This window comes from Hymenobacter coccineus (assembly GCF_001816125.1).
Taxonomy (GTDB): Bacteria; Bacteroidota; Bacteroidia; order Cytophagales; family Hymenobacteraceae; genus Hymenobacter; species Hymenobacter coccineus.
This window is the reverse complement of record NZ_MDZA01000312.1, coordinates 1-18,966: the sequence shown is the minus strand read 5'-3', so window position 1 is coordinate 18,966 and position 18,966 is coordinate 1. Positions and strand designations below refer to the sequence as shown.

15 protein-coding genes and 1 pseudogene are annotated in these 18,966 nt (G+C 66.3%); 9 read left to right on the top strand and 7 right to left on the bottom strand.

The window, feature by feature from the left end; all coding sequences use genetic code 11:
- The first annotated feature begins 81 nt into the window (after positions 1–81).
- Positions 82–894: a hypothetical protein gene (locus tag BEN49_RS16240; RefSeq protein WP_070745135.1), complete on the top strand. Its 813-nt coding sequence runs from the start codon at positions 82–84 to the stop codon at positions 892–894.
- 96 nt (positions 895–990) lie between these two features.
- Here the strand turns inward: BEN49_RS16240 and BEN49_RS16235 are convergent, their stop codons facing one another.
- A complete protein-coding gene (locus tag BEN49_RS16235) occupies positions 991–3,081 on the bottom strand; it encodes a S9 family peptidase (RefSeq protein WP_083326182.1) in 2,091 nt (696 codons plus the stop codon).
- A 271-nt stretch (positions 3,082–3,352) separates the two neighbouring features.
- Here BEN49_RS16235 and BEN49_RS30195 point away from each other — a divergent pair, with 271 nt between their 5' ends.
- Together BEN49_RS30195 and BEN49_RS30190 are read left to right on the top strand one after the other, a co-directional pair.
- Positions 3,353–3,574, top strand: coding sequence for a DEAD/DEAH box helicase (locus BEN49_RS30195; RefSeq protein ID WP_262490213.1), 222 nt, complete (start codon positions 3,353–3,355; stop codon positions 3,572–3,574).
- Complete coding sequence (locus BEN49_RS30190) at positions 3,553–5,292, top strand: RecQ family ATP-dependent DNA helicase (protein ID WP_262490212.1); 1,740 nt, start codon at positions 3,553–3,555, stop codon at positions 5,290–5,292. The genes BEN49_RS30195 and BEN49_RS30190 overlap by 22 nt, the downstream gene beginning before the upstream one ends.
- Positions 5,293–5,420: 128 nt before the next feature.
- Here BEN49_RS30190 and BEN49_RS16225 read toward each other — a convergent pair whose 3' ends face one another.
- From BEN49_RS16225 to BEN49_RS16215, 3 genes and pseudogenes are all read right to left on the bottom strand, one after another.
- The gene (locus tag BEN49_RS16225; RefSeq protein WP_070745133.1) at positions 5,421–5,711 is read right to left on the bottom strand and encodes a rhodanese-like domain-containing protein; all 291 of its coding nucleotides are present in this window, start codon (positions 5,709–5,711) and stop codon (positions 5,421–5,423) included.
- A 137-nt stretch (positions 5,712–5,848) separates the two neighbouring features.
- A pseudogene (locus BEN49_RS16220) lies at positions 5,849–7,038 on the bottom strand (phosphoglycerate kinase).
- A 296-nt stretch (positions 7,039–7,334) separates the two neighbouring features.
- Positions 7,335–8,195 carry an N-acetylglucosamine kinase gene (locus BEN49_RS16215; protein WP_070745131.1) on the bottom strand — a complete coding sequence of 287 codons (861 nt, stop codon included), beginning with the start codon at positions 8,193–8,195 and terminating at the stop codon, positions 7,335–7,337.
- A gap of 67 nt (positions 8,196–8,262) precedes the next feature.
- On the opposite strand from BEN49_RS16215, the gene BEN49_RS16210 reads away from it, so the two are divergent.
- From BEN49_RS16210 to BEN49_RS16190, 6 genes are all read left to right on the top strand, one after another.
- On the top strand, positions 8,263–9,279 hold the full coding sequence (locus BEN49_RS16210; protein ID WP_070745129.1) for a glycosylasparaginase: 1,017 nt from the start codon (positions 8,263–8,265) through the stop codon (positions 9,277–9,279).
- Positions 9,276–9,980: a copper homeostasis protein CutC gene (locus BEN49_RS16205; protein WP_070745127.1), complete on the top strand. Its 705-nt coding sequence runs from the start codon at positions 9,276–9,278 to the stop codon at positions 9,978–9,980. Before BEN49_RS16210 ends, BEN49_RS16205 begins: the two co-directional genes overlap by 4 nt.
- Positions 9,981–10,237: 257 nt before the next feature.
- Positions 10,238–12,958, top strand: a complete 2,721-nt coding sequence (locus BEN49_RS16200; protein ID WP_070745125.1) for a D-alanine--D-alanine ligase family protein — start codon at positions 10,238–10,240, stop codon at positions 12,956–12,958.
- 94 nt (positions 12,959–13,052) lie between these two features.
- On the top strand, positions 13,053–13,817 hold the full coding sequence (locus BEN49_RS16195; RefSeq protein ID WP_070745123.1) for a PASTA domain-containing protein: 765 nt from the start codon (positions 13,053–13,055) through the stop codon (positions 13,815–13,817).
- A 417-nt stretch (positions 13,818–14,234) separates the two neighbouring features.
- Positions 14,235–14,477 carry a hypothetical protein gene (locus BEN49_RS27045; RefSeq protein WP_125916946.1) on the top strand — a complete coding sequence of 81 codons (243 nt, stop codon included), beginning with the start codon at positions 14,235–14,237 and terminating at the stop codon, positions 14,475–14,477.
- Entirely contained in the window at positions 14,441–16,156 is a 1,716-nt protein-coding gene (locus tag BEN49_RS16190) for a T9SS type A sorting domain-containing protein (RefSeq protein WP_070745121.1), read from the top strand. The genes BEN49_RS27045 and BEN49_RS16190 overlap by 37 nt, the downstream gene beginning before the upstream one ends.
- 347 nt (positions 16,157–16,503) lie before the next feature.
- On the opposite strand, the gene BEN49_RS16185 is transcribed toward BEN49_RS16190, so the two are convergent.
- The 3 genes from BEN49_RS16185 to BEN49_RS16175 all read right to left on the bottom strand — a co-directional run.
- On the bottom strand, positions 16,504–16,854 hold the full coding sequence (locus BEN49_RS16185) for a hypothetical protein (RefSeq protein WP_070745119.1): 351 nt from the start codon (positions 16,852–16,854) through the stop codon (positions 16,504–16,506).
- 101 nt (positions 16,855–16,955) lie between these two features.
- Complete coding sequence (locus tag BEN49_RS16180; protein ID WP_070745117.1) at positions 16,956–17,594, bottom strand: hypothetical protein; 639 nt, start codon at positions 17,592–17,594, stop codon at positions 16,956–16,958.
- A gap of 114 nt (positions 17,595–17,708) precedes the next feature.
- Positions 17,709–18,966: site-2 protease family protein (locus BEN49_RS16175; RefSeq protein ID WP_438831789.1), on the bottom strand; the 1,258-nt coding region annotated here is incomplete at its 5' end.

The window sequence follows — 18,966 nt, the reverse complement described above, 5'->3', positions numbered from 1 at the left end:
GCTTTTCTGGCACGATTTGGGTAACGAGTCGGTTATACATCTGAATCCAAAATGGACTTAAGACCCATAACCCCAACCGCCATGACCACCGACGCCACCAAGACCACCAAGGAAACACCGCTCAAGAAGGTGAAAGCCGAGAGCTTTGATATTGCGCGCTCCGACGAGACACTGGACCTGGCCAAGGACTTGGCTAAGTTCATCAAGGACAACAAGCTCACCACCAACGTGCAGGGTAAGGAGTTCGTGAACGTGGAGGGCTGGCAGTACGCCGGCTCGCGCCTGGGCATCGTGCCCATCGTGGAGCACGTCATCAACGTGAGCAGCGAAACGGAGATGAAGTACCAGGCCAAAGTGACGCTGTACGACCTGCGCCACGGCGTGACGGTGGGCGCCGGCTTTGCGGTGTGCTCGAACAAGGAGAGCGGCAAGAAATTCTACCAGGAATTTGCCATCATGAGCATGGCCCAGACCCGCGCCATCGGCAAAGCCTACCGCAACATCCTGGCCTGGATCATCCGTGCCGCCGGCTACGAGCCCACCCCGGCCGAGGAAATGGACTACAACACCAACGCTTCGCAAGCGGCCCCCCAGCCGCAAGTGCTGGCCCCGGTAGCCGCCGCCGCCCCCGCACCCGCCATGCAGGTGGTGCCCACTGAGGCCCCCGCTGCTGCCGAAGCAGCCCCCGCGCCTACCCCAGTGCAGTACGCCACCGCGGCGCACAAAGAGGAAATTATCCGCTTGCTGAACCACCCGGTCATCACCCGCCAGGAGAAGACCAAGATGCTGCTCAACATCAACCGCTTGGACGAGGAGCGGGCCATCCAGGCCATTGCCAAGCTCGGCAATGCCATCGATGAGCGTGAGAACGGTGGCCAGAAAGCTGCGGCTTAACGCGCTTTCAAACCAAAATTCAAAGCCCGGCCCCCATTGCGGGGGCCGGGCTTTTTTGTGCGGGCAGCCTCCTGCCCAGTACCCGTGGGTGGCCGCTCAGTTGCCGCCCGTGGACTTGGGTGCCGGTGCAACGGCCGCGGTGCCGGGCTGCAAGTACGTATCCATCCAGTCCAGCCAGAAGCGGTTGCGCTCGCGCTGGCGCACCGGGTCGCTGGCGTTGTGAGCAGGCACGGGCCAGGCGATGAACTTGGTGGCCACGCCGTTGTCCTTCAGGGCGTGAAATAGCTTGTACGACTGCGTAATGGGCACGCGCGGGTCGGCCGTGTTGGCCAGAATTAGCGTGGGGGCTTTAATCTTACTGGCTGCGCTCATTGCCGACTGGGCGCGGTAGGCTTGGGCATTGGCCTCGTTCAGCCAAGGCGACTCGCCGATAAGCTCGCCCCATTGCGTACTGCCGTCAGCCAGGTTGTACTGGTCTTCCCAGTCGGTAGCGGCGGCCCCGGCTACGCCCGCTTTCCACTGCGCGGGGTAATGGCCCAGCAGCCACGCCGTCATGAAGCCGCCGTAGCTCCAGCCGCTCACCCCGATGCGGGCTGTGTCGACCAGGCCGCTACGCTTGAGTTGGGCCAGGCCCGCCATCACGTCGCGGCCCGGACCGGCCCCGAAGTCCTTGTAAATAGCGGCTTTGTAGGCGTTGCCTTGGTGGATACTGCCCCGGTAGTTGGGCTCGAATGTGAAGTAGCCCCGTCCCGCAAATAGCTGGCTTAGCGAAGAAAATACTGCCGTAGATGCCGAGTATGGCCCGCCGTGAACGACGAGCACCAGCGGGTATTTTTTGCCGGCAACGTAGTTAGCCGGATACGTTAGCTGGCCGTCGTGCCGGAAACCGTCCGACTGCCAGGTTCTGGTTTCGGCCTTGCCCAGCTGCAACGCTTGCACGGCACCGTTGAAGTTGGTGAGCCGCTTGGGGGCGGCCGAAGCAGAGGCCAGGTAGTACAACTCTGCTGGCCGGTCGGGGCTGGAACCGACGAAGGCGATGCCGCCGGTGCGGCCCACGTTGGCCTCGACCCAGTACGACCACGCCGGGCTCACCGTCCCCAGGGCCAGCTTGCGGGCCGCGCCGCCCTTTATCGGCTGGATCCACAGCGAGGTGCGGTCGCCGTCGAGCCCGCCCAGCAGCAGCGTCTTGCCATCGGGCATCCAGATGGAGCGGGCCACGTCGCGGTCTAGAGCGAGCGTCAGGTCATGGCCCTCGCCACCGCCCGCAGGGGTCACCCACACCTCACTGATATTCGTGTATTTACCCTGGCTGGGGTACCAATAGGCCACCTGCTTGCCGTCGGGCGAAAACGCGGGGTAGCTTTCCAGCAGCGGGCGTTGGGTGAGCGGGCGTATGCTGCCGTCGGCCACGTTGAGCACCTGAATGCTGCGTTGCCGGTTGTCGCCCGAGTGGGGCGTGGGCACCCGCACGAAGGCTAGCGACTGGCCGTCGGGGCTCCACGAAAGGGGCGACGAGGGTGCGCCCGGCGGAATGGTCACCGGCAGGCTCCAGGGGCCGGAGGTCAGGCGCTTGGCCTCGCCGCCGGCCGCCGGCACCAGCCAGATGTGCGAGGCCGTTGGTGCCGCGCCTAGTAAAAAGTCGTTGTCGCCCACTTCGAATGCGTCGTAGCCTTTGTCGGCCGGGCCAGCCTGTTTGGCGGGCTCATCAGCCGTCACATAGGCGAAGGCGCTGCCGTCGGGCCGCCAGGCGTAGTGCTGCACGCCCTTGGGCGCGTGGGTGAGCTGGCGCGGCTCGCCCCCGGCTAGCGCCAGCGCAAACAGCTGCGGTGCCGCGTCTTTGCCCGTGCCGGTTTTCAGTAGAAACGCAATTTCCTGGCCGCTGGGCGACCAGCGGGGCTGGCTGAGGCCGCTGCGGGGCCCGGCCAGTACGCGCTGCTGTCCATTGGCTACATCCACCAGCACGAGGCTCGTCAGGAACCGGTCCTCGTCGTAGTCGGGCACGGAGGTGACCACTGCCACGCGCTTGCCATCGGGCGAAAATTGCGGGTCGGTCAGGCCGGTCAGCTTGGCCAAATCGGCCAGCTCGAAGGGGTGCGACTGGGCACGCAGGCCAGTAGTGGGCAGCGCAGCCAGCAGCAGCAAGGCCCCGCACCGAGCCCAGGTGGTTGTCAGTAAACGAATCGTCATCAAAAAAGCGGTTGAAGTGGGAAAATGTTGAGTAGCTGCAATATAGTAAAATTTATATTATATGGAATTATCGCGGCATAAACTAGCATTCTCGCGGTGCGCAATAGCCGGCTCGTTGAGCCTTGCATTGCTCCTTACTCCGTCTTGGACAGCGCCTCCACAATTTTTTCTTGGGCAGCGGAGCCATTTTAGGGCCCCTTGCTCAGGCGTGGGCGGCTGCTCCGCGGCGGGTGCGAAGTGCCCCAGCCGGAGGAGTGCCGTAATTTCGTCCATGCCCGAGCCCGTTGCCCATACTGAACCCCTGGCGCTGCTGCGTGAGTTTTGGGGCCACGCGGCGTTTAGGCCGGGGCAGGCGGAAATTATCCAATCCGTTCTGGACGGGCACGACACGCTGGCGCTGCTGCCCACTGGCGGCGGCAAGAGTGTGTGCTTCCAGGTGCCGGCGCTGGCCGGCCGGGGCTGTGCCTGGTGGTGTCGCCGCTTATTGCCTTGATGAAGGACCAGGTGGACGGCTTGCGCCGCCGGGGCCTCAAGGCTGAAGCCATTTACGCGGGCATGAGCGCCCAGGAAATCGACCACACGCTGGACAACTGCGTGTACGGCCGCGATGTCAAGTTTCTGTACGTGAGCCCTGAGCGGCTGCTCACCGACATCTTCCGGGTGCGGGTGGCCAAGATGCCGGTGAGCCTGCTGGCCGTGGACGAGGCCCACTGCGTGTCGCAGTGGGGCTATGATTTCCGGCCGCCCTACCTGCGCATTGCCGAGCTGCGGGGCCTGCTGGCGCCGGGCGTGCCGGTGGTGGCCCTCACGGCTACGGCCACCCGGCAAGTGCGCGACGACATCGTGGAGAAGCTGCTATTCCGACCTGGCCACGGCGTGTTTCAGCAAAGCTTTTTGCGGCCCAAACTCTCGTATTCGGTGCTGCCCACAGAGGACAAGTTGCGCCGGCTGTTGGAGGTGCTACGCGGCGTGGGCCCCGGCAAAACCGGCATCGTGTACGCCCGCACCCGCCGCCAAACCGAGGACACGGCCGCCTACTTGCAGCAAAACCGGCTGCCCGCCGCCGCCTACCACGCCGGCCTGGGCCCCGAGCGCCGCACCAAAGTGCAACAGGACTGGCTGGAGGACAAAACCCGCATCATCGTGGCTACCAATGCCTTCGGGATGGGCATCGACAAGCCCGATGTGCGCGTGGTGGCCCACCTCGACGCGCCCGATACCCTGGAGGCCTACTACCAGGAGGCGGGCCGCGCCGGACGCGACGGCCTTTACGCCTTCGCCGTGCTGCTGGCGGGGCCCCACGACGGGCCGGAAATGCGCCGCCGCACCACGCTGGCCTTTCCGCCGCTCGACACGGTGCGGCGCGTGTACCAGGCGCTGGCCAACTACTCGCGCACGGCGGTGGGTGGCGGCGAGTTAGCGCCGTTCGATTTCGACCTGGGGCAGTTTGCCGAAACCTACCGCATCCGGGCCGTGGACGCGCACAACGCCCTGAAAATATTGCAGCGCGAGGGCTTTATTCAACTAAACGAGGCCGTGAATAACCCGGCGAGGGTGCACATCGTGACCAATAACCACGACCTGTACGCCTTCCAGGTGGCCAACGCCGAGCACGACTTGCTTATCAAGGCGCTGCTGCGGCTGCACGGCGGCGAGCTGTTCGCGGGCTTCCAAACCGTGTCGGAGCAGGGGCTGGCCAACCAAGTGCGGCGTAGCCTCGTGGAGGTGCAACACCAGCTGCGCTACCTGCATGGGGCCGGCGTGCTGCACTACCAGCCGCGCCACGAGGCCCCGCAGGCCATGTTCACCACCCCCCGCCACGAGGCCGCCAAGCTGCCCCTCGACCAGCGCCGCCTCGAAGCCGCCCGGGCCCTGGCTGAGGAAAAAACCGCCGCCACCATCCACTACCTCAGCGGCACGCGCTGCCGCCAGCAGCTACTGCTCACGTACTTCGATGAGGACAGCCCGCCCCGCTGCGGGGTCTGCGACGTGTGCCTAGCTGCCAAAAAAGCCGCCCAGGGCCCCGTGGTCACCGCCGGCCTGCGCGAGCAGCTGGTGCAGCGCCTGGCCCAGCAGGCCCAAACGCCCCGTGAAGTGGTGGCCGCCTTCGCGCCCGCCCAGGCCGACGAGGTGAAGGCCACCCTGCGCGAACTGGTGGACGCCGGGGCCCTGCGCTACGAAGCCGACGGGCAGCTGCGGCCGCCGCTTTAGCCGATAGCTGGCAGGCTAATAAACGTAGAGACGCGACACTTTGCGTCCCAATCAATGCCCAGTGTTGATAGCAACTGTTCAACAATTGGGACGCAAAGTGTCGCGTCTCTACGGGATAAAATCTACGCTTAGTAATTCATGATGCCGCCCAGCAGGTTGCGAACGTTGGTGAAGCCCTGCTGCTTCAGAAACGCTGCTGCCGAAGCGGAGCGGGCCCCACTTTTGCAATGCACAATCACTTCCTGGTCCTTGAGTTCTTCCAAGTCGTCGAGCTTGGTGGGCAGGGTGCCGAGGGAGATGTTTTGGGCCCCGGGGATTCGACTTTCCTCAAATTCCCACGGCTCGCGCACGTCGATGATGGTGGGGGTTTCGCCGGCTTGTTGGCGTTGCTTTAGCTCGTCGGAAGTGATGTCGGCCATGGAATCTAGCGCAAAAAAAAGCGGTACAAAGCAAAAATGCTGGCCGCAAAGCTACAGGGCCCCGCAGTAGCAGTCACGCAAAGGCCCCGGCTGCAACGCAGCCGGGGCCCTAAAATGCCAGGCCGAAAAGCTCGTGCTTAGCCCAGGGCAGCCACGCCGGGCAGCTCCTTGCCTTCCATAAATTCGAGCAGGGCCCCACCGCCGGTGCTGATGTAGCTCACGCGGTCGGCGAAGCCCATTTGCTGCACGGCTGCGGCCGAATCGCCGCCGCCGATGAGCGAGTAGGCGCCGGCCTCGGTGGCCTCGGCCACGGCGCGGGCCACGAACTCGGTGCCGAGCGAGAAATTGCTCATTTCAAAGACGCCCATCGGGCCGTTCCAGAGGATGGTTTTGCTGGCGCGGATGATGTCGGCGAACTCTTCGCGGGCGTCGGGGCCCAAATCGAGGCCCATCCAGCCGGCCGGAATGCTGTCGTTGGGGGCCACGTCCACGTTGGCGTCGTTGGCGAAGACATCGGCGATGAGGCTGTCGCCGGGCAGCACCAGGTTCACGCCCTTGGCCTTGGCGCGGGCGATGAGGTCGCGGGCCAGGTCCACCTTGTCGGCTTCCAGCAGCGAGCTGCCCACGTGGCCGCCCTGGGCCACGGCAAACGTGTAGGCCATGCCGCCGCCGATGAGCAGGTTGTCCACCTTGTCGAGCAACTTGTCGATTAGCAGGATCTTATCCGAGATTTTGGCGCCGCCCATGATGGCGGTGAAGGGCCGCTCGGCGTGCTCCAGCACCTTGCGGGCGTTGTCCACTTCGCCTTGCAGCAGGTAGCCGCCCACCCGGTTTTCGGGGGCGAAGTACTGGGCCATAACGGCCGTGGAGGCGTGGGCCCGGTGGGCCGTGCCGAAGGCGTCGTTCACGTACACGTCGCCGAGCGCGGCCAAGCGCTGGGCAAAGGCCGGGTCGCCGGCTTCTTCTTCCTTGTGGAAGCGCAGGTTGTCGAGCAGCAGGATTTGGCCGGCTTGCAGGTTTTTGGCTTTTGCCAGGGCCTCGTCGCTCAGCACGTCGCCGCCCCAGAGCACTTCCTGGCCGTATTCCTGCTGGAGGCGCAGCACGAGGCTTTCGAGCGAAAACTTCTTCTCGTAGCCGCCCTTGGGCCGGCCCAGGTGCGAGAGCAGCACCACGGCGCCGCCGTCGGCCAGGATTTTTTGATGGACGGCGTGGCCGCCCGGATGCGGGTGTCGTCGGTGATGCGCAGGTCTTTGTCGAGCGGCACGTTGAAATCGACGCGCACCACGGCGCGGCGGCCGGCGAAGTTGGTGTTATCCAGGGTGTTCATGGAGCAGGGGAGGGGTTAGGAGAAGAAAGTAAACGGGTGGTCAGTTGTTCGTCGTTAGTCAATACAGGCATTCCCAAATAAAGGAATTGCACAAAGCAGGCCGTCATGCTTCGCTGTGCTCTGCATGACGGCCTGCTTTTTTCTAATTCAGTAACAAGCCTGATAACTAATGAATCAACCGACAACTTAGGAGAAGAAATTGCTGCAAAGGTGCCGGAAGAACGCCGAACGCCCCGCGGGGCCCCGGCTAGCCATTGAACGGCGCGCGCGGCTTTTGTGACGCCGCGCCCGGGGCCCTACTGCGCGGCAGCGGCTCGGTGGTAGGCCGCCAGCGCGTCGATGGGGCCCTGCAGGATGTGGCCCACCGCCATGCCGTGGCGGGTGGCGGCGGCGGCCAGCGCGTCGCGGAAGTGGTAGCCCACCGAGCCCACGCAGTTGAACGAATAGCGCTGGTAATCGGGGTAATGCGTCACAATTTGCTGGAAAAACGCCTCGAACGTTTGCGCCACTGCGGCCTGGCAATAGGGCTCGTGGTAGTGCTCGCGCGCCAGCCGGGCAAAGCTGGCCAGGAAGCGGTTGGGCAGCGGCTGGCTGTAGAGTCGGTCGAGCACTTCGCTGAGGTCGCCCAGGCCGTGGCTGGCCCGCATGGCCGCCGCCAGGCCCGCCGGCACCCGGCCGCGCAGGTAGTCGCGCAGCAGCAGCCGGCCCAGGTACGTGCCTGCGCCCTCGTCGCCGAGCGAGTAGCCCAGCGACTCCACCACGTGGGTGATTTTCTCGCCGTCGAACAAGCACGAATTGGTGCCCGTGCCCAGGATGGCGGCGAAGCCCGGCGCGCGGCCCAGCAGGGCGCGGGCCGCCGCCAGCAGGTCTTCGGCCACGTGCACCTGGGCCCCGGGAAACACCTGGCGCAGGGCCCCGGCCACCACCTCGGCCTTGGCCGGCGAGAGCACGCCGGCCCCGTAGTAGTGCACGGCGCGCACCCGCTCGGGGGCCACACCAACGGGCAGCCCGCTAGCCAGCGACGCGGCAATGGCGGCCGAGTCCCAGAAGTAGGGGTTGTAGCCTTCGGTGGTGAAGTGGGTGGGCGGAGTGGAGGGGGCGTCGTCGAGCAGGCACCAGCTGCATTTGGTCGAACCGCCGTCGGCGAGGAGTAGCATCGGCGCGAAAGTACGCGCGAGTTGGCGGCGGGCCCTATCTTGCGCCGCTCCTCATTTGCCTTGCTTTATGTCTTCTCGCCGGAAATTTCTGCATTCTTCCGCCGCTGGCCTGGCCGGGCTGGCCGCCGCGCCGCTCGCCGCCTCGGCCCTGCCGGGGCCCCCCGCGGTGGGCAAACCCCTCGTCATTTCCACTTGGGACGCGGGCCTGAACGCCAACCGCGGCGCCTGGAAAATATTGGGTGCCGGCGGCTACGCCCTCGACGCCGTGGAGGCCGGCGTGATGGTGACCGAGGCCGAGCAGAGCTGCTGCGTGGGCCTGGGCGCCAACCCCGACCGCGACGGCATCGTGACGCTCGACGCCTGCATCATGGACGACAAGTACGGCTGCGGCAGCGTGGCCGCGCTCGAGCGCATCAAGCACCCCATCAGTGTGGCGCGCCGCGTGATGGAGCGCACGCCGCACGTGATGCTGGTGGGCCCTGGGGCCCAGCAATTTGCCGTGGCCCAAGGCTTCCCGCTCGAAGCGCAGAAGCTGAGCCCCGACGCCGAAAAAGCCTACCGCGAGTGGTTGAAAACCAGCCAGTATAAGCCCATTATCAACGTGGAGAACTCGGGTACGCGGCCCCCGGGCCCCGCCGGTGGGGCCAACAACCACGACACCATCGCCATGCTGGCCCTGGACGCACAGGGCCGCCTCAGTGGCAGCTGCACCACCAGCGGCATGGGCTTCAAGATGCGCGGCCGCCTCGGCGACTCGCCCATCATCGGCGCCGGCTTGTTTGTGGACCCCGAGGTGGGCGCCGCGGCCGCCACCGGCCAGGGCGAGGACGTGATTCGCATGGCCGGCTCGCACACCGTGGTGGAGCTGATGCGCCAGGGCCGCTCGCCGCAAGCCGCTTGCCAAGAGGCCGTTGCGCGCGTTGCCAAAATCAAGGGGGCCCAGGCGCGCGATATCCAGGTGGCGTTCATCGCCGTGAACCGCCAGGGCCAGATCGGGGCCTACGCCCTGCAAAAGGGCTTCAGCTACTCGCTGAGCACCACCGACACGCCGCGCCTCGTCGAAAGCGCGTACTTCCTGAAGTGAGCCGGCCGTTGGAAATCTGCGCTGCGTCGCTGTCTTCGGCATTGGCCGCACAGGCCGGTGGGGCCCAGCGCATTGAGCTGTGCCAAAACCTGGAGCAGGGCGGCACCACGCCTTCCTACGGTCTTATTAAAGCGGTGCGGGCGCGGCTGGCCATCCCGGTGTTCGTGCTGATTCGGCCGCGGCCGGGTGGCTTCGTGTACAGCGCCGACGAGCTGGCCCTCATGCAAACCGACATCGAAGCCTGCCGCGCCCTGGGCTGCGCGGGCGTGGTGCTGGGGGCCCTGGATGCCGCCGGCCGCGTGGACGTAGCCGCCTGCCGGGCCCTCATCGCCGCCGCCGGGCCCTTGGAAGTCACCTTCCACCGCGCCTTCGACGCTTGCCCCGACCAGCCGGGGGCCCTGGAGGCCGTCGTTGCCCTGGGTTGCCAGCGCGTGCTCACCTCGGGCGGCCAAGCCTCCGCCGAAGCCGGGCAAAACCAGCTGGCCGCGCTGGTGGCGCAGGCTGCTGGGCGCGTGCGCATTATGCCGGGCGCGGGCATCACGGCGGCCAATGTCCAAGCGCTGGCTGCCCACACCGGGGCCCCCGAGTTCCACGCTAGCGCCAAACGCCTGGTGCCAGCTGAGGCTGGCGCGGGCCTGTTCGCCACCCCGCAGTTCGAAACCGACGCCGCTTTAGTGGCCGAGCTAGTGGCGCTGCTGTAGCGCGGACTTTGTAGTCCGCGACGCTTGCTTCGTCTTGCCGGTGGCCGTTGCGCTGTAGCGCGGACTTTAGCTTCGCTGACCTTCGGTTGTAGTCCGCGGCGCTCGCTTCGTCCTGCCGGTAATCGTTCGGCGACCGTTCAGAGCCGCGGACTACAGATTCCGCGCTACAGCCCGGGCGGTGACCGTTCTACCGCGCGAACTCGCAGAGTCCACGCTACGGGTGGGCCCCAACGCTCCCGCCTTACCTTTGCGCTACTATGAGAATTGGCATTTTTTTCGGGGGTACTTCGCGCGAGCGGGAAATTTCGTTTGCCGGGGGCCGCACCGTTTTCGATAACTTGGACAAGGCGCTGTTTCAGCCGGTGCCCATTTTTGTGGACAGTCTGGGGCGCTTCCTGCTGCTCGACTGGCCGTATTTGTACAAAGGCACCATTCGCGACTTTTACCCGCCGGTGGCCGCGCTGCCACCCACGACCCACCCGTGGTCGGTGTACGTGGAGAGCCTGGCGCCCCCCACTGGCCCGCAGCTCGACGGCCAGCTGAGCCGCGTGGGCCGCCAGGTGCTGCCCGAGGAGCTGCCGCTGCTGATGGATTTTGCCTTCCTGGCCCTGCACGGGCCGGGCGGCGAAGACGGCGCCATCCAGGGCCTGCTGGAGTGGCTGGGTGTACCGTACTCGGGCTCGGGCATTTTGCCCTCCGCGTTCGGCATCGACAAGGTGGCCCAAAAGCGGCTGCTGCAAGCCACGGGCTTGCCCACGCCGGATTTCCGCGTTATCACCGCCGCTGCTTGGGACGCCGCTGACCCCGCCGCCGTGCTGGCCGACACCGTGGGGGCCCTGGGCCTGCCGCTGGTGTTCAAGGCGCCGCACCAGGGCAGCAGCATTGGCATCAGCATCTTGAAGGAAAGCAACTTGGCTGCGTTCGAGGCGGCCGTAGAGCGCAGCTTGTTTCGCAAGAAACTGACCCGCGCCGAGTGGCAAGGGATGGATGCGGAAGGCCAGCGCGCCTGGGTGCAGCACCTGGCCGACATCCGCGAGGGCATCGGCCTGCCCGTGGTGCTCGAAACCGCCGGGGCCCCGGTCGCCGAGCCTGTGCCCATCTACCACCCCGAAGCGCTGCTGGGGGCCCTAACGGCCTGGTTTGAAACCGCCGACGCGGTGCGCCTGGCCAGCACTCACGGCGAAACTGCGGTGCTCGTGGAGGCCTTCGTGGCAGGCCGCGAGTTCAGCTGCATCGTGGTGGAAGACGAACGCGGCGAGCCACTGGCCCTGCCGCCCACCGAGATTGTGAAAGGCGATGAGCTGTTCGACTACCGCTCGAAGTACCTGCCCGGCCTGGCCCGCAAAATCACGCCCATCGACCTGCCCGAGGCTGAAATTGAGCGCATCCGGCAGCAGTGCCAGGCCATGTTTCGCACGTTCGGCTTCCAGGTGTACGCGCGGCTCGACGGCTTCATTCAGGCCGACGGCACCATCTTCCTCAACGACCCGAACACGACCAGTGGCATGCTGCCGGCCTCGTTCTTCTTCCACCAAGCGGCCGAGATTGGCCTGAACCCCAGCCAGTTCCTTACCTACCTCATCCGCACGTCGGTGGCGGCGCGGCGAGCGGGTGGTATGGCACCCTTCAAGCTGGGGGCCCTGCTGGCGAAGCTTGACGCGGCGGTGGCCGACCGGCAGCAGGCCGGCGCGGGCGGGCGCATCCGCGTGGCCGTCATCATGGGCGGGTACTCGTCGGAGCGCCACATTTCGGTGGAGAGCGGGCGCAACATTTTCGAGAAGCTCAGCTCGTCGGCCAAGTACGCGCCGGTGCCGGTGTTCCTCACAGGCTCGGCCCAGGAGCACCGCCTCTACGTGCTGCCCATCAACGTGATGCTGAAGGACAACGCCGACGACATCCGCGAGAAGATTGAGCACGCCGAGGCCGGCGAGGGGCCCCACCCCATCCTGGCCAAAATACAGGCCGAGGCGGGGGCCCTCACCCGCACCTACGCCGGGCAGGGGCTGGCCCAGCCGCGCCGCATCTCCTTTGCGGAGCTAGCCGAGCTGGCCGACGAGGTGTTCATTGCCCTACACGGCCGCCCCGGCGAGGACGGGGCCCTGCAGCAGGAATTGGAGAAATTCGGCCTGCCCTACAACGGCTCGGGCGTGGCCAGCAGCGCCGTCACCATCAACAAGTTCGAAACCAACCAGCGCCTGCGCGAAGCCGGCCTGCTGGTGGCCGACCACCGCATGGCCCCGCGTCTGGAGTGGGCCGCCGACCCCGAAAGCTTCTACCGCAGCCTGGAAACGCAGTTTCCGTACCCGTTCATCGCCAAGCCGGCCGACGACGGCTGCTCGTCGGCGGTGAAAAAAATTAAGAACCGCGCCGAGCTGGTGGCCTTCTCGGAGCTGATGTTCCGCGACCAGGAAGACCTGCTGGCGGGCCCCGCCGAGGTGCTGCACCTGGGCTTCAAAGAGGAATTTCCGCAGAAGGACGCCTTCTTGGTGGAAACGCTCATCAGCCGCGACGGGGCCGCGCACTTCCTCGAAGTGACCGGGGGCCTGCTCACGAGCTACGACGAGGACGGCCGGCTCGCCATCGAAGTATTCGAGGCCAGCGAGGCCCTGGCCAACGGCGAGGTGCTGAGCCTGGAGGAGAAGTTCCTGGCCGGTGAGGGCCAGAACATTACGCCCGCCCGCTACGCCGCCGAGCCCGCCGAGCGCCAGCGCGTGAGCAACAAGGTGAAGGCGGTATTGCGCCGCGTGGCCGAGGTGCTCGACATCCAGGGCTACGCCCGCATCGACGCCTTTGTGCGGGTGCGCCCGGGCGGCGCGGTGGAGGTTATCATCATCGAAGTCAACTCGTTGCCCGGCATGACGCCCGCCACCTGCATCTTCCACCAAACGGCCCTGGCCGGCTACACGCCCTACCAGTTCGTGGACCGGATTCTGGAGTTCGGCAAGGCGCGGCAGAAGAAAACGTTGCTAGGTGTTTAGTGATTAATTGTCATTGCCGCGCTTCACTTCGTTGCACTCGCAATGACAAACGGCTCAAAAAATCAATAAATAATATCCAAGTTTTATCTACCTAATGGCCAGTTTTTTCAAAGCCAACACCCCGCTCGACGTCGTGAAGCACCTAGCCCTGGTGCTAGGCGCGGCGGCGCTGCTCGTGCTGGGCTTTTTCTACGTGTACCTGCCCGTAACCACCCACCACGGCGAAACCATCACCGTGCCCAAGGTAACGGGCATGAACGTGGCCGATTTGGAGAAGTACCTCGACGAGCGCAACCTGGCGTATTTCGTGGACGACTCCAGCTACAACCCCGGCACCCGGCCGTTTACGGTGCTGACCCAAGACCCTGCGCCGGGCGAAAAGGTGAAGGAGGGCCGCAAGATTTACCTGCAAGTGGCCATGAAGCGCCCGCCGGTCATCAAAATGCCCAAGCTGGTGGAAGGCTCGGTGAAAAACGCCCAGCTCATTTTGCAGAGCTACGACCTGGTGGTGGGCCAGATTAAGCTGGTGCCTAACCTGGCCCAAAACGCCGTGCTGAAGCAGTTTGTGAATGGTAAGGAAATCGCGCCTGGGGCCCCCGTGGCCAAGGGCACGCGCATCGACCTGGAAGTGGGCGACGGCCTGGGCAACCAGGAATTTCCGGTGCCTAAACTGGTGGACATGCCGCAGGACGAAGCCATTACGCTGCTCGTGGGCCAGGGCCTGCAAAAAGGCGAGGTGTTTGAAGTAGCCGCCGAGGAAGGCCAAGCGTCTGGCACCGTGGTGCGCCAGCGCCCCGTGCCGGGCCCCGACGCCACCATCCGCATGGGCCAGCTCGTGGACCTGTGGGTGGCCCAATAGGGCCCCAGAACCGGCGCGGGCTGCCGGCTTTTTTGCCGGCTGCCCGCTAATCGTTGCGTCGTTTGGGATGCGCCTGGGGGCCCCAGCGAGTGCCTGGCAGAGCCGAGCCACCCGGGGCCCCCGCCCCGGCAGGCACTAAAGCGCGGGGCGGGGCGTTGCCGTTCGAAGGAAATTAAGGATTGAAATAACGGGTTAAAAATGAGGCGAATGGGTGCAGATAGAAAGGCGTTATTAATCCCGCATTTTTGATTTTTAGTTAGCGGTGGTTTAAAACGGGGTGGTCCGATGACTTTTTCCGTCGTCGGGCCACGCTGGCGATGAACCGGAGCCGCTGTTCTTGAGTAAGAGTGGCCCGACGAAGCCCTTCGGGCAATTCGCCGGACCACCCCGTTTTAGACTGCTGCCTTTTAATTGATTATGATTCGACTGCTTCGCTTGTTGCCGGCGCTGCTGCTGCTGGCCCTGGCCGCCCGGGCCCAAAACGAGCTGCCCGTGCAGCCCCTGCCCGCCGACCCCAGCCGCGCGGCCCCTGCCCGGGGCCCGAGGCAGCGCGGCGTGGCACGGCGGCCCTCACGCTACCGTTTTTCGACGACTTCACGACGCCGCGCGAGGGCAACCCGCGGGTGCAAAACTGGCTGCCCGGCGGCGGAGCCCTGGTGAACAACCGCCTGCCGGTGCACCCGCTCACGCGGGGCGTGGCCACGCTCGACGGGCTGCGGGCCAACGGCCAGGGCTACGGCAACACGCCCAATTTCGGGGCCATCGACTCGCTCACTTCCCAGCCCATCGACCTGAGTGGCTACGGGCCCGGCAACGGGGTGTACCTCACCTTTGCCTGGCAGGAGGGGAGCGTGGTGGGGCCCTCGGAGCGCAGCAGCGGCAGCACGCCGGTGGCGCTGGAGCTGTTTTTCCTGGACCGCGACGGGCGTTGGGTGTCGCAGTGGAAGCAGCAGGCCGGCGGGGCGGCGGTGAGCGGCTTCCGGCAAAAAGCGGTGGCCGTGGCCGATGCGCGCTACTTCCACGCCGGTTTTCAGTTTCAATTCCTGGCCACCGGCAACGTTTCGGTGAGCACCGATGCCTGGAGCCTCGACTACTTCGTGCTGGGGCCCAACCGCACGGCCGCCGACACCACTTACGCCGACCTGGCCACCGCTCAGGGCCTAGGCAACCCGCTGCGCCGCTACACGGCCCTGCCCTGGTGGCAGTACAACGCCGCCGCGCCCGCCAGTGAGTTGAACCCCATGCTCAACGCTGAAATCACGAACCTCAACCCACCGCCCATCCCCACGCCCATCAGCTGGACGGGTACAGTGCAAGACGTAGCCGGCAGCTTCCAGGGCACGTGGCTGACGGACAGCCGCAGCATTCCGACGCAGCCGCGCCAGACCATCATCGGGGGCAGCGCCCGCACGGCGCCCCTGCCCACCACCCCCGCCGCCAAGCAGCTGCGTTACACCCTGGCCCTGAACACCCGTGTGGCCGCTGGCGACCGCACCCTGCCCAACGATACGCTCAGCCGCGACGTGTTCCTGAACGATTACTACGCCTTCGATGATGGTTCGGCGGAGGCCGTGCTGGCGCTGCCGGCCACGTCCACGGGCCCCATCCAGTACCTGGCCTACGCCCTCGACCTCAACCAGCCCGACCAGGTGAAGGGCGTGCGCCTGTACCCCGTGTTCCTGAACAATGGCCAGGGCGATAACGGGGCCAACCGTAGCGTCACCATCGGGGTGTGGGCCGATGCCAACGGCCAGCCCGCCGCCACGCCCCTGATGACGCAAACCGCCACGCTGCGCAACCCCCTTACCGACTCGTCAGCCGCCGGCCAAACCTTTGTGGACGTGTTCTTTAGTACCTCCGTGCCCGTGAGTGGGCGCGTGTACGTGGGTTACGGCCAAACCGCTCGCGGCCAGTTTCTGCCCTACAGCATCGACCTGAACAACCCGCCCCCCGCCAACACGCTCTGGCGCACCAACCAGGGCACGTGGCTCACGTTTTCGGCCCTGCCCGCCGGGGCCCCCATGGTGCGCCCGCTGCTCACCAACAACCAGACGGTGATTACCGCGACTGCGCCGCCCGCGGCCGCTGGGGCCCCCGCTGCGTTCACGCTCTACCCCAACCCCTCGCCCACGGGCGGCACCATCGCCGTAGCGGGGCCCGCCTTCGCCCGCGCCAGCCTGCTCGATGCCCTGGGCCGCACCATCTGGGAGCAGCCCGCCGCCGAGGCTGGCCGGCCCCGGCTCACGCCCGGCCGCTTGGCCGCCGGCGTGTACCTGGTGCGCCTGCACCTGGCCAACGGCAGCGCCGTAACGCGCCGCCTAGTGGTGAGCGGGGAGTAAGGAGATACTTAACCGCGCTTCCAGTCCCGGCGGGCGGTCCATCGGTAGTAAGCCGTTGTGTCAGAATACTAAAGCCCCAGCGGCAACCCATACCGTTGGGTCGCCCCGCTGGGGTTTTGTCGCTATTAATCAGCAGTTTTCTACCGATAGGCCGCCCCGCCGGGGCTGAAAGCGCGGAAGTCGTGTGATGTAAAACAGAGTGGCACTGCGTTCGGCGCACGGACGCTGGACGGGGTGCCGCTCCATTTCACAACAAGGGACGATATCCGCGCGCCGAACGCAGTGCCACCGCGTTTTACAGAAGGGTTGGCACCTGCGCGCCGAACGGAGTGCCACTCCGTTTCACATTATTTAGCGGCTTCTTCCAGTAGGCCTAATAGCTCGTCGGCGGCCTTGGCAACGTCGTGGTAGCCTTGTTGGGCAGCGCGCTCCTTGGCGGCGATTAGGCCGTCGCGGTGCACGGTCTGAAAGTCGCCGTAAGGAAATTTGTAGCGGCCCTTGGTTGATTCCTGGTGGCCAGCATCGACGGCCAGGTGCCAGTTGGCGTACTCGGCCATGCTGTGCTGCTGGAGGAACGTGTTCTGGTGGGCCGGGTCGGGGTTGTGCTGGCCCCAATGGCCGGCGTCGGGCTGGATTTTGCCGGCCTCGATGAGCTTTTTGGCGAACGTGACGGCGGCGGGGTTGAGGGCAATGGCCATGGCAGGGGGTGGGAAAGGGTGTGCCCGCACGTACGCGCCCCGTGGCCCCGGTGTTACCGCCGCGCCGCTGCCGGGCTGCCCCTTCTGCTGCGCCCGGGGCCCTAGTTCACGAACGGCATGTCCAGGTCCTGGCCCAGGCTGGTGAGGGGCGCGTTGGGCACCTGGCCAGTGAGGCGCGTGGTGAGGGCGCGGGCCTCATCGGGGCTGAACACGTCGAGCTCGCGCAGCCAGGCCACGCGGCGCAGCTGGGGCTCAATGTTGCCCAGCGGGTTCACGGTACCGTATTCGCGGCGCAGGTAGGTTTTGGCGCGGCGGTCGAGGGCGGTGGTAAAGTCCTGGAACGCGGCCCGTTCGGCCGGCGTGTCGGGCAGCACCACCTGGGCGCGGGCCGTGTGCAGCACCCGCTGGCTCCACCAATGGTGCAGCCCATGGAAAAAGAGGCCCCCCACGCCGGCCGCCGCCACCAGGGCCCACCCCCAAAACGCAGTGACCTCGGGGGAGGCCAGGTCGCCGCGGGGCACCAGGATGGCCGCTAGCCACAGGGCCCCAAACAGCAGCCCCGCCAGCTGCCGCTGCGGCACCTGGCGGCGGCGCTCGGTGCGCACGGGCAATATTTCCTCGTAGGGCATTTCCAGCTCCAGGGCAATGTGGCCACGGCCGTCGCGCTGGCACACGTACAGGCCATGCTCGCGCAGGGTCAGCAAGGTGGCGCGGGTGGGCTGGCGTTGTTGAAAGTGCATGGGAACGGGGGAATGAGTGATCCGGTGAATGAGTGATTTAGTGAAGGAGTAAGTGCGCAAAAGCCACTTGGCCCCATCACTCATTCACCAAATCACTCATTCACCACCTCACAATTACTTAAACGGCGAGGGCGTGAAGCAAAGCACAAAAATAACCACCATTGCCCAGCCCAGCCACTGGCGGCCGCGGCTCAGGGTGCGGTCGTCGGGCGCGGGTGGGTGGTAAATGCCCGTGAGGCGCCCCAGCAGCAGCCCAAATACCAGCCAGCCGGGGTTGCCCAGCACCCCCGGCACGGCCGCCGCTACGGCCAGTTGCGCCCCCCAGATGCCCGCCGCCAGCAGCAGGCCCTGCCGCGGCGTGGGCAGCGCCCGCCAGCACACCAGCCCCAGGTACAGCGCGTAGGCAGGGCCCCAGTACAGCCACGTATCGGGCGCCGAGCGCAGCGAAAACAACCCCAGCCCGGCGTAGAAAATGAAACCGATAAAGAGCACCCGTGCCAGCCGGTTGAAGCGCCGGGCCCCCAGCAGGCCGTAGAGGATGTGGCCGCCGTCGAGCTGGCCCATGGGCAACAGGTTCAGGGCCGTGAAGAACAGGGCCAGGGCCCCGGCCAGCAGCACCGGGTAGTGCAGCAGCTCGTTGGGGTGGGGCAGGCGGGTGGGGTCGGCAAAGCCCGTTTCGAGCAGGCGGTAGAGCAGCGGCCGGGCCAGGCTGATGCCGTCCGGGGCCCCCGGCGGGTACACGTGCTGCGCGTAGTTGGCCCCGAACCGGGCGTACTCGGGGTGAATCTGGAACAAATAATCGAGCGGCGGCAGGTGCGTGAAGCCGTAGATGAGCAGCGGCACCGCCACCAAGAAGCCCGCCAGGGGCCCCGCCAGCCCGATATCAAAGAATTCGCGCCGCGAAAAAATCCGGTCTTGGATGCGGATGACGGCCCCGAAGGTGCCCAGCCCCAGCGGAAACGGGATAAAATACGGCAGCGACGTGGCCACCCGGTTGCGCCGCGCCACGAAGTAGTGCCCAAACTCGTGCACCGTGAGCACGGCCAGAAACGGCAGCGCAAACCACAGCCCGCGCGCCCACTCGCCCGGCCCCGGCAGTGGCGGCAGGCCCCACACGCCCAGCGGCGGCAGGCCCACGTCGCCCCGCGTGAGCTGCACGCCCGCCAGCGTGGTGGTCAGCAGCGTCAGCAAAAACAGCCCCAGGTGGCGGGCGTACACCTGGGCCGGCGGCGCGGGCAGCCGCTCGTAGCGATGGAAGCCCCAGCCGGGGCCCCCAGCGTCAGCAGCGGCGGCGGGTTCCAGCGGCGAGGTGAGCAGCTCGGGCAGGGGCAGCTCGGGGCAGGGGCGCAGGGGGAGGGGGCCCCGGGGCCCG

Coding starts and splice junctions, on each gene's coding strand:
- BEN49_RS16225 (WP_070745133.1), bottom strand. CDS start 5,711: ATGGCCGACATCACTTCCGACGAGCTAAAGCAACGCCAACAAGCCGGC.
- BEN49_RS30195 (WP_262490213.1), top strand. CDS start 3,353: ATGCCCGAGCCCGTTGCCCATACTGAACCCCTGGCGCTGCTGCGTGAG.
- BEN49_RS16240 (WP_070745135.1), top strand. CDS start 82: ATGACCACCGACGCCACCAAGACCACCAAGGAAACACCGCTCAAGAAG.
- BEN49_RS16235 (WP_083326182.1), bottom strand. CDS start 3,081: ATGACGATTCGTTTACTGACAACCACCTGGGCTCGGTGCGGGGCCTTG.
- BEN49_RS16180 (WP_070745117.1), bottom strand. CDS start 17,594: ATGCACTTTCAACAACGCCAGCCCACCCGCGCCACCTTGCTGACCCTG.
- BEN49_RS16200 (WP_070745125.1), top strand. CDS start 10,238: ATGAGAATTGGCATTTTTTTCGGGGGTACTTCGCGCGAGCGGGAAATT.
- BEN49_RS16215 (WP_070745131.1), bottom strand. CDS start 8,195: ATGCTACTCCTCGCCGACGGCGGTTCGACCAAATGCAGCTGGTGCCTG.
- BEN49_RS16195 (WP_070745123.1), top strand. CDS start 13,053: ATGGCCAGTTTTTTCAAAGCCAACACCCCGCTCGACGTCGTGAAGCAC.
- BEN49_RS16210 (WP_070745129.1), top strand. CDS start 8,263: ATGTCTTCTCGCCGGAAATTTCTGCATTCTTCCGCCGCTGGCCTGGCC.
- BEN49_RS16185 (WP_070745119.1), bottom strand. CDS start 16,854: ATGGCCATTGCCCTCAACCCCGCCGCCGTCACGTTCGCCAAAAAGCTC.
- BEN49_RS27045 (WP_125916946.1), top strand. CDS start 14,235: ATGATTCGACTGCTTCGCTTGTTGCCGGCGCTGCTGCTGCTGGCCCTG.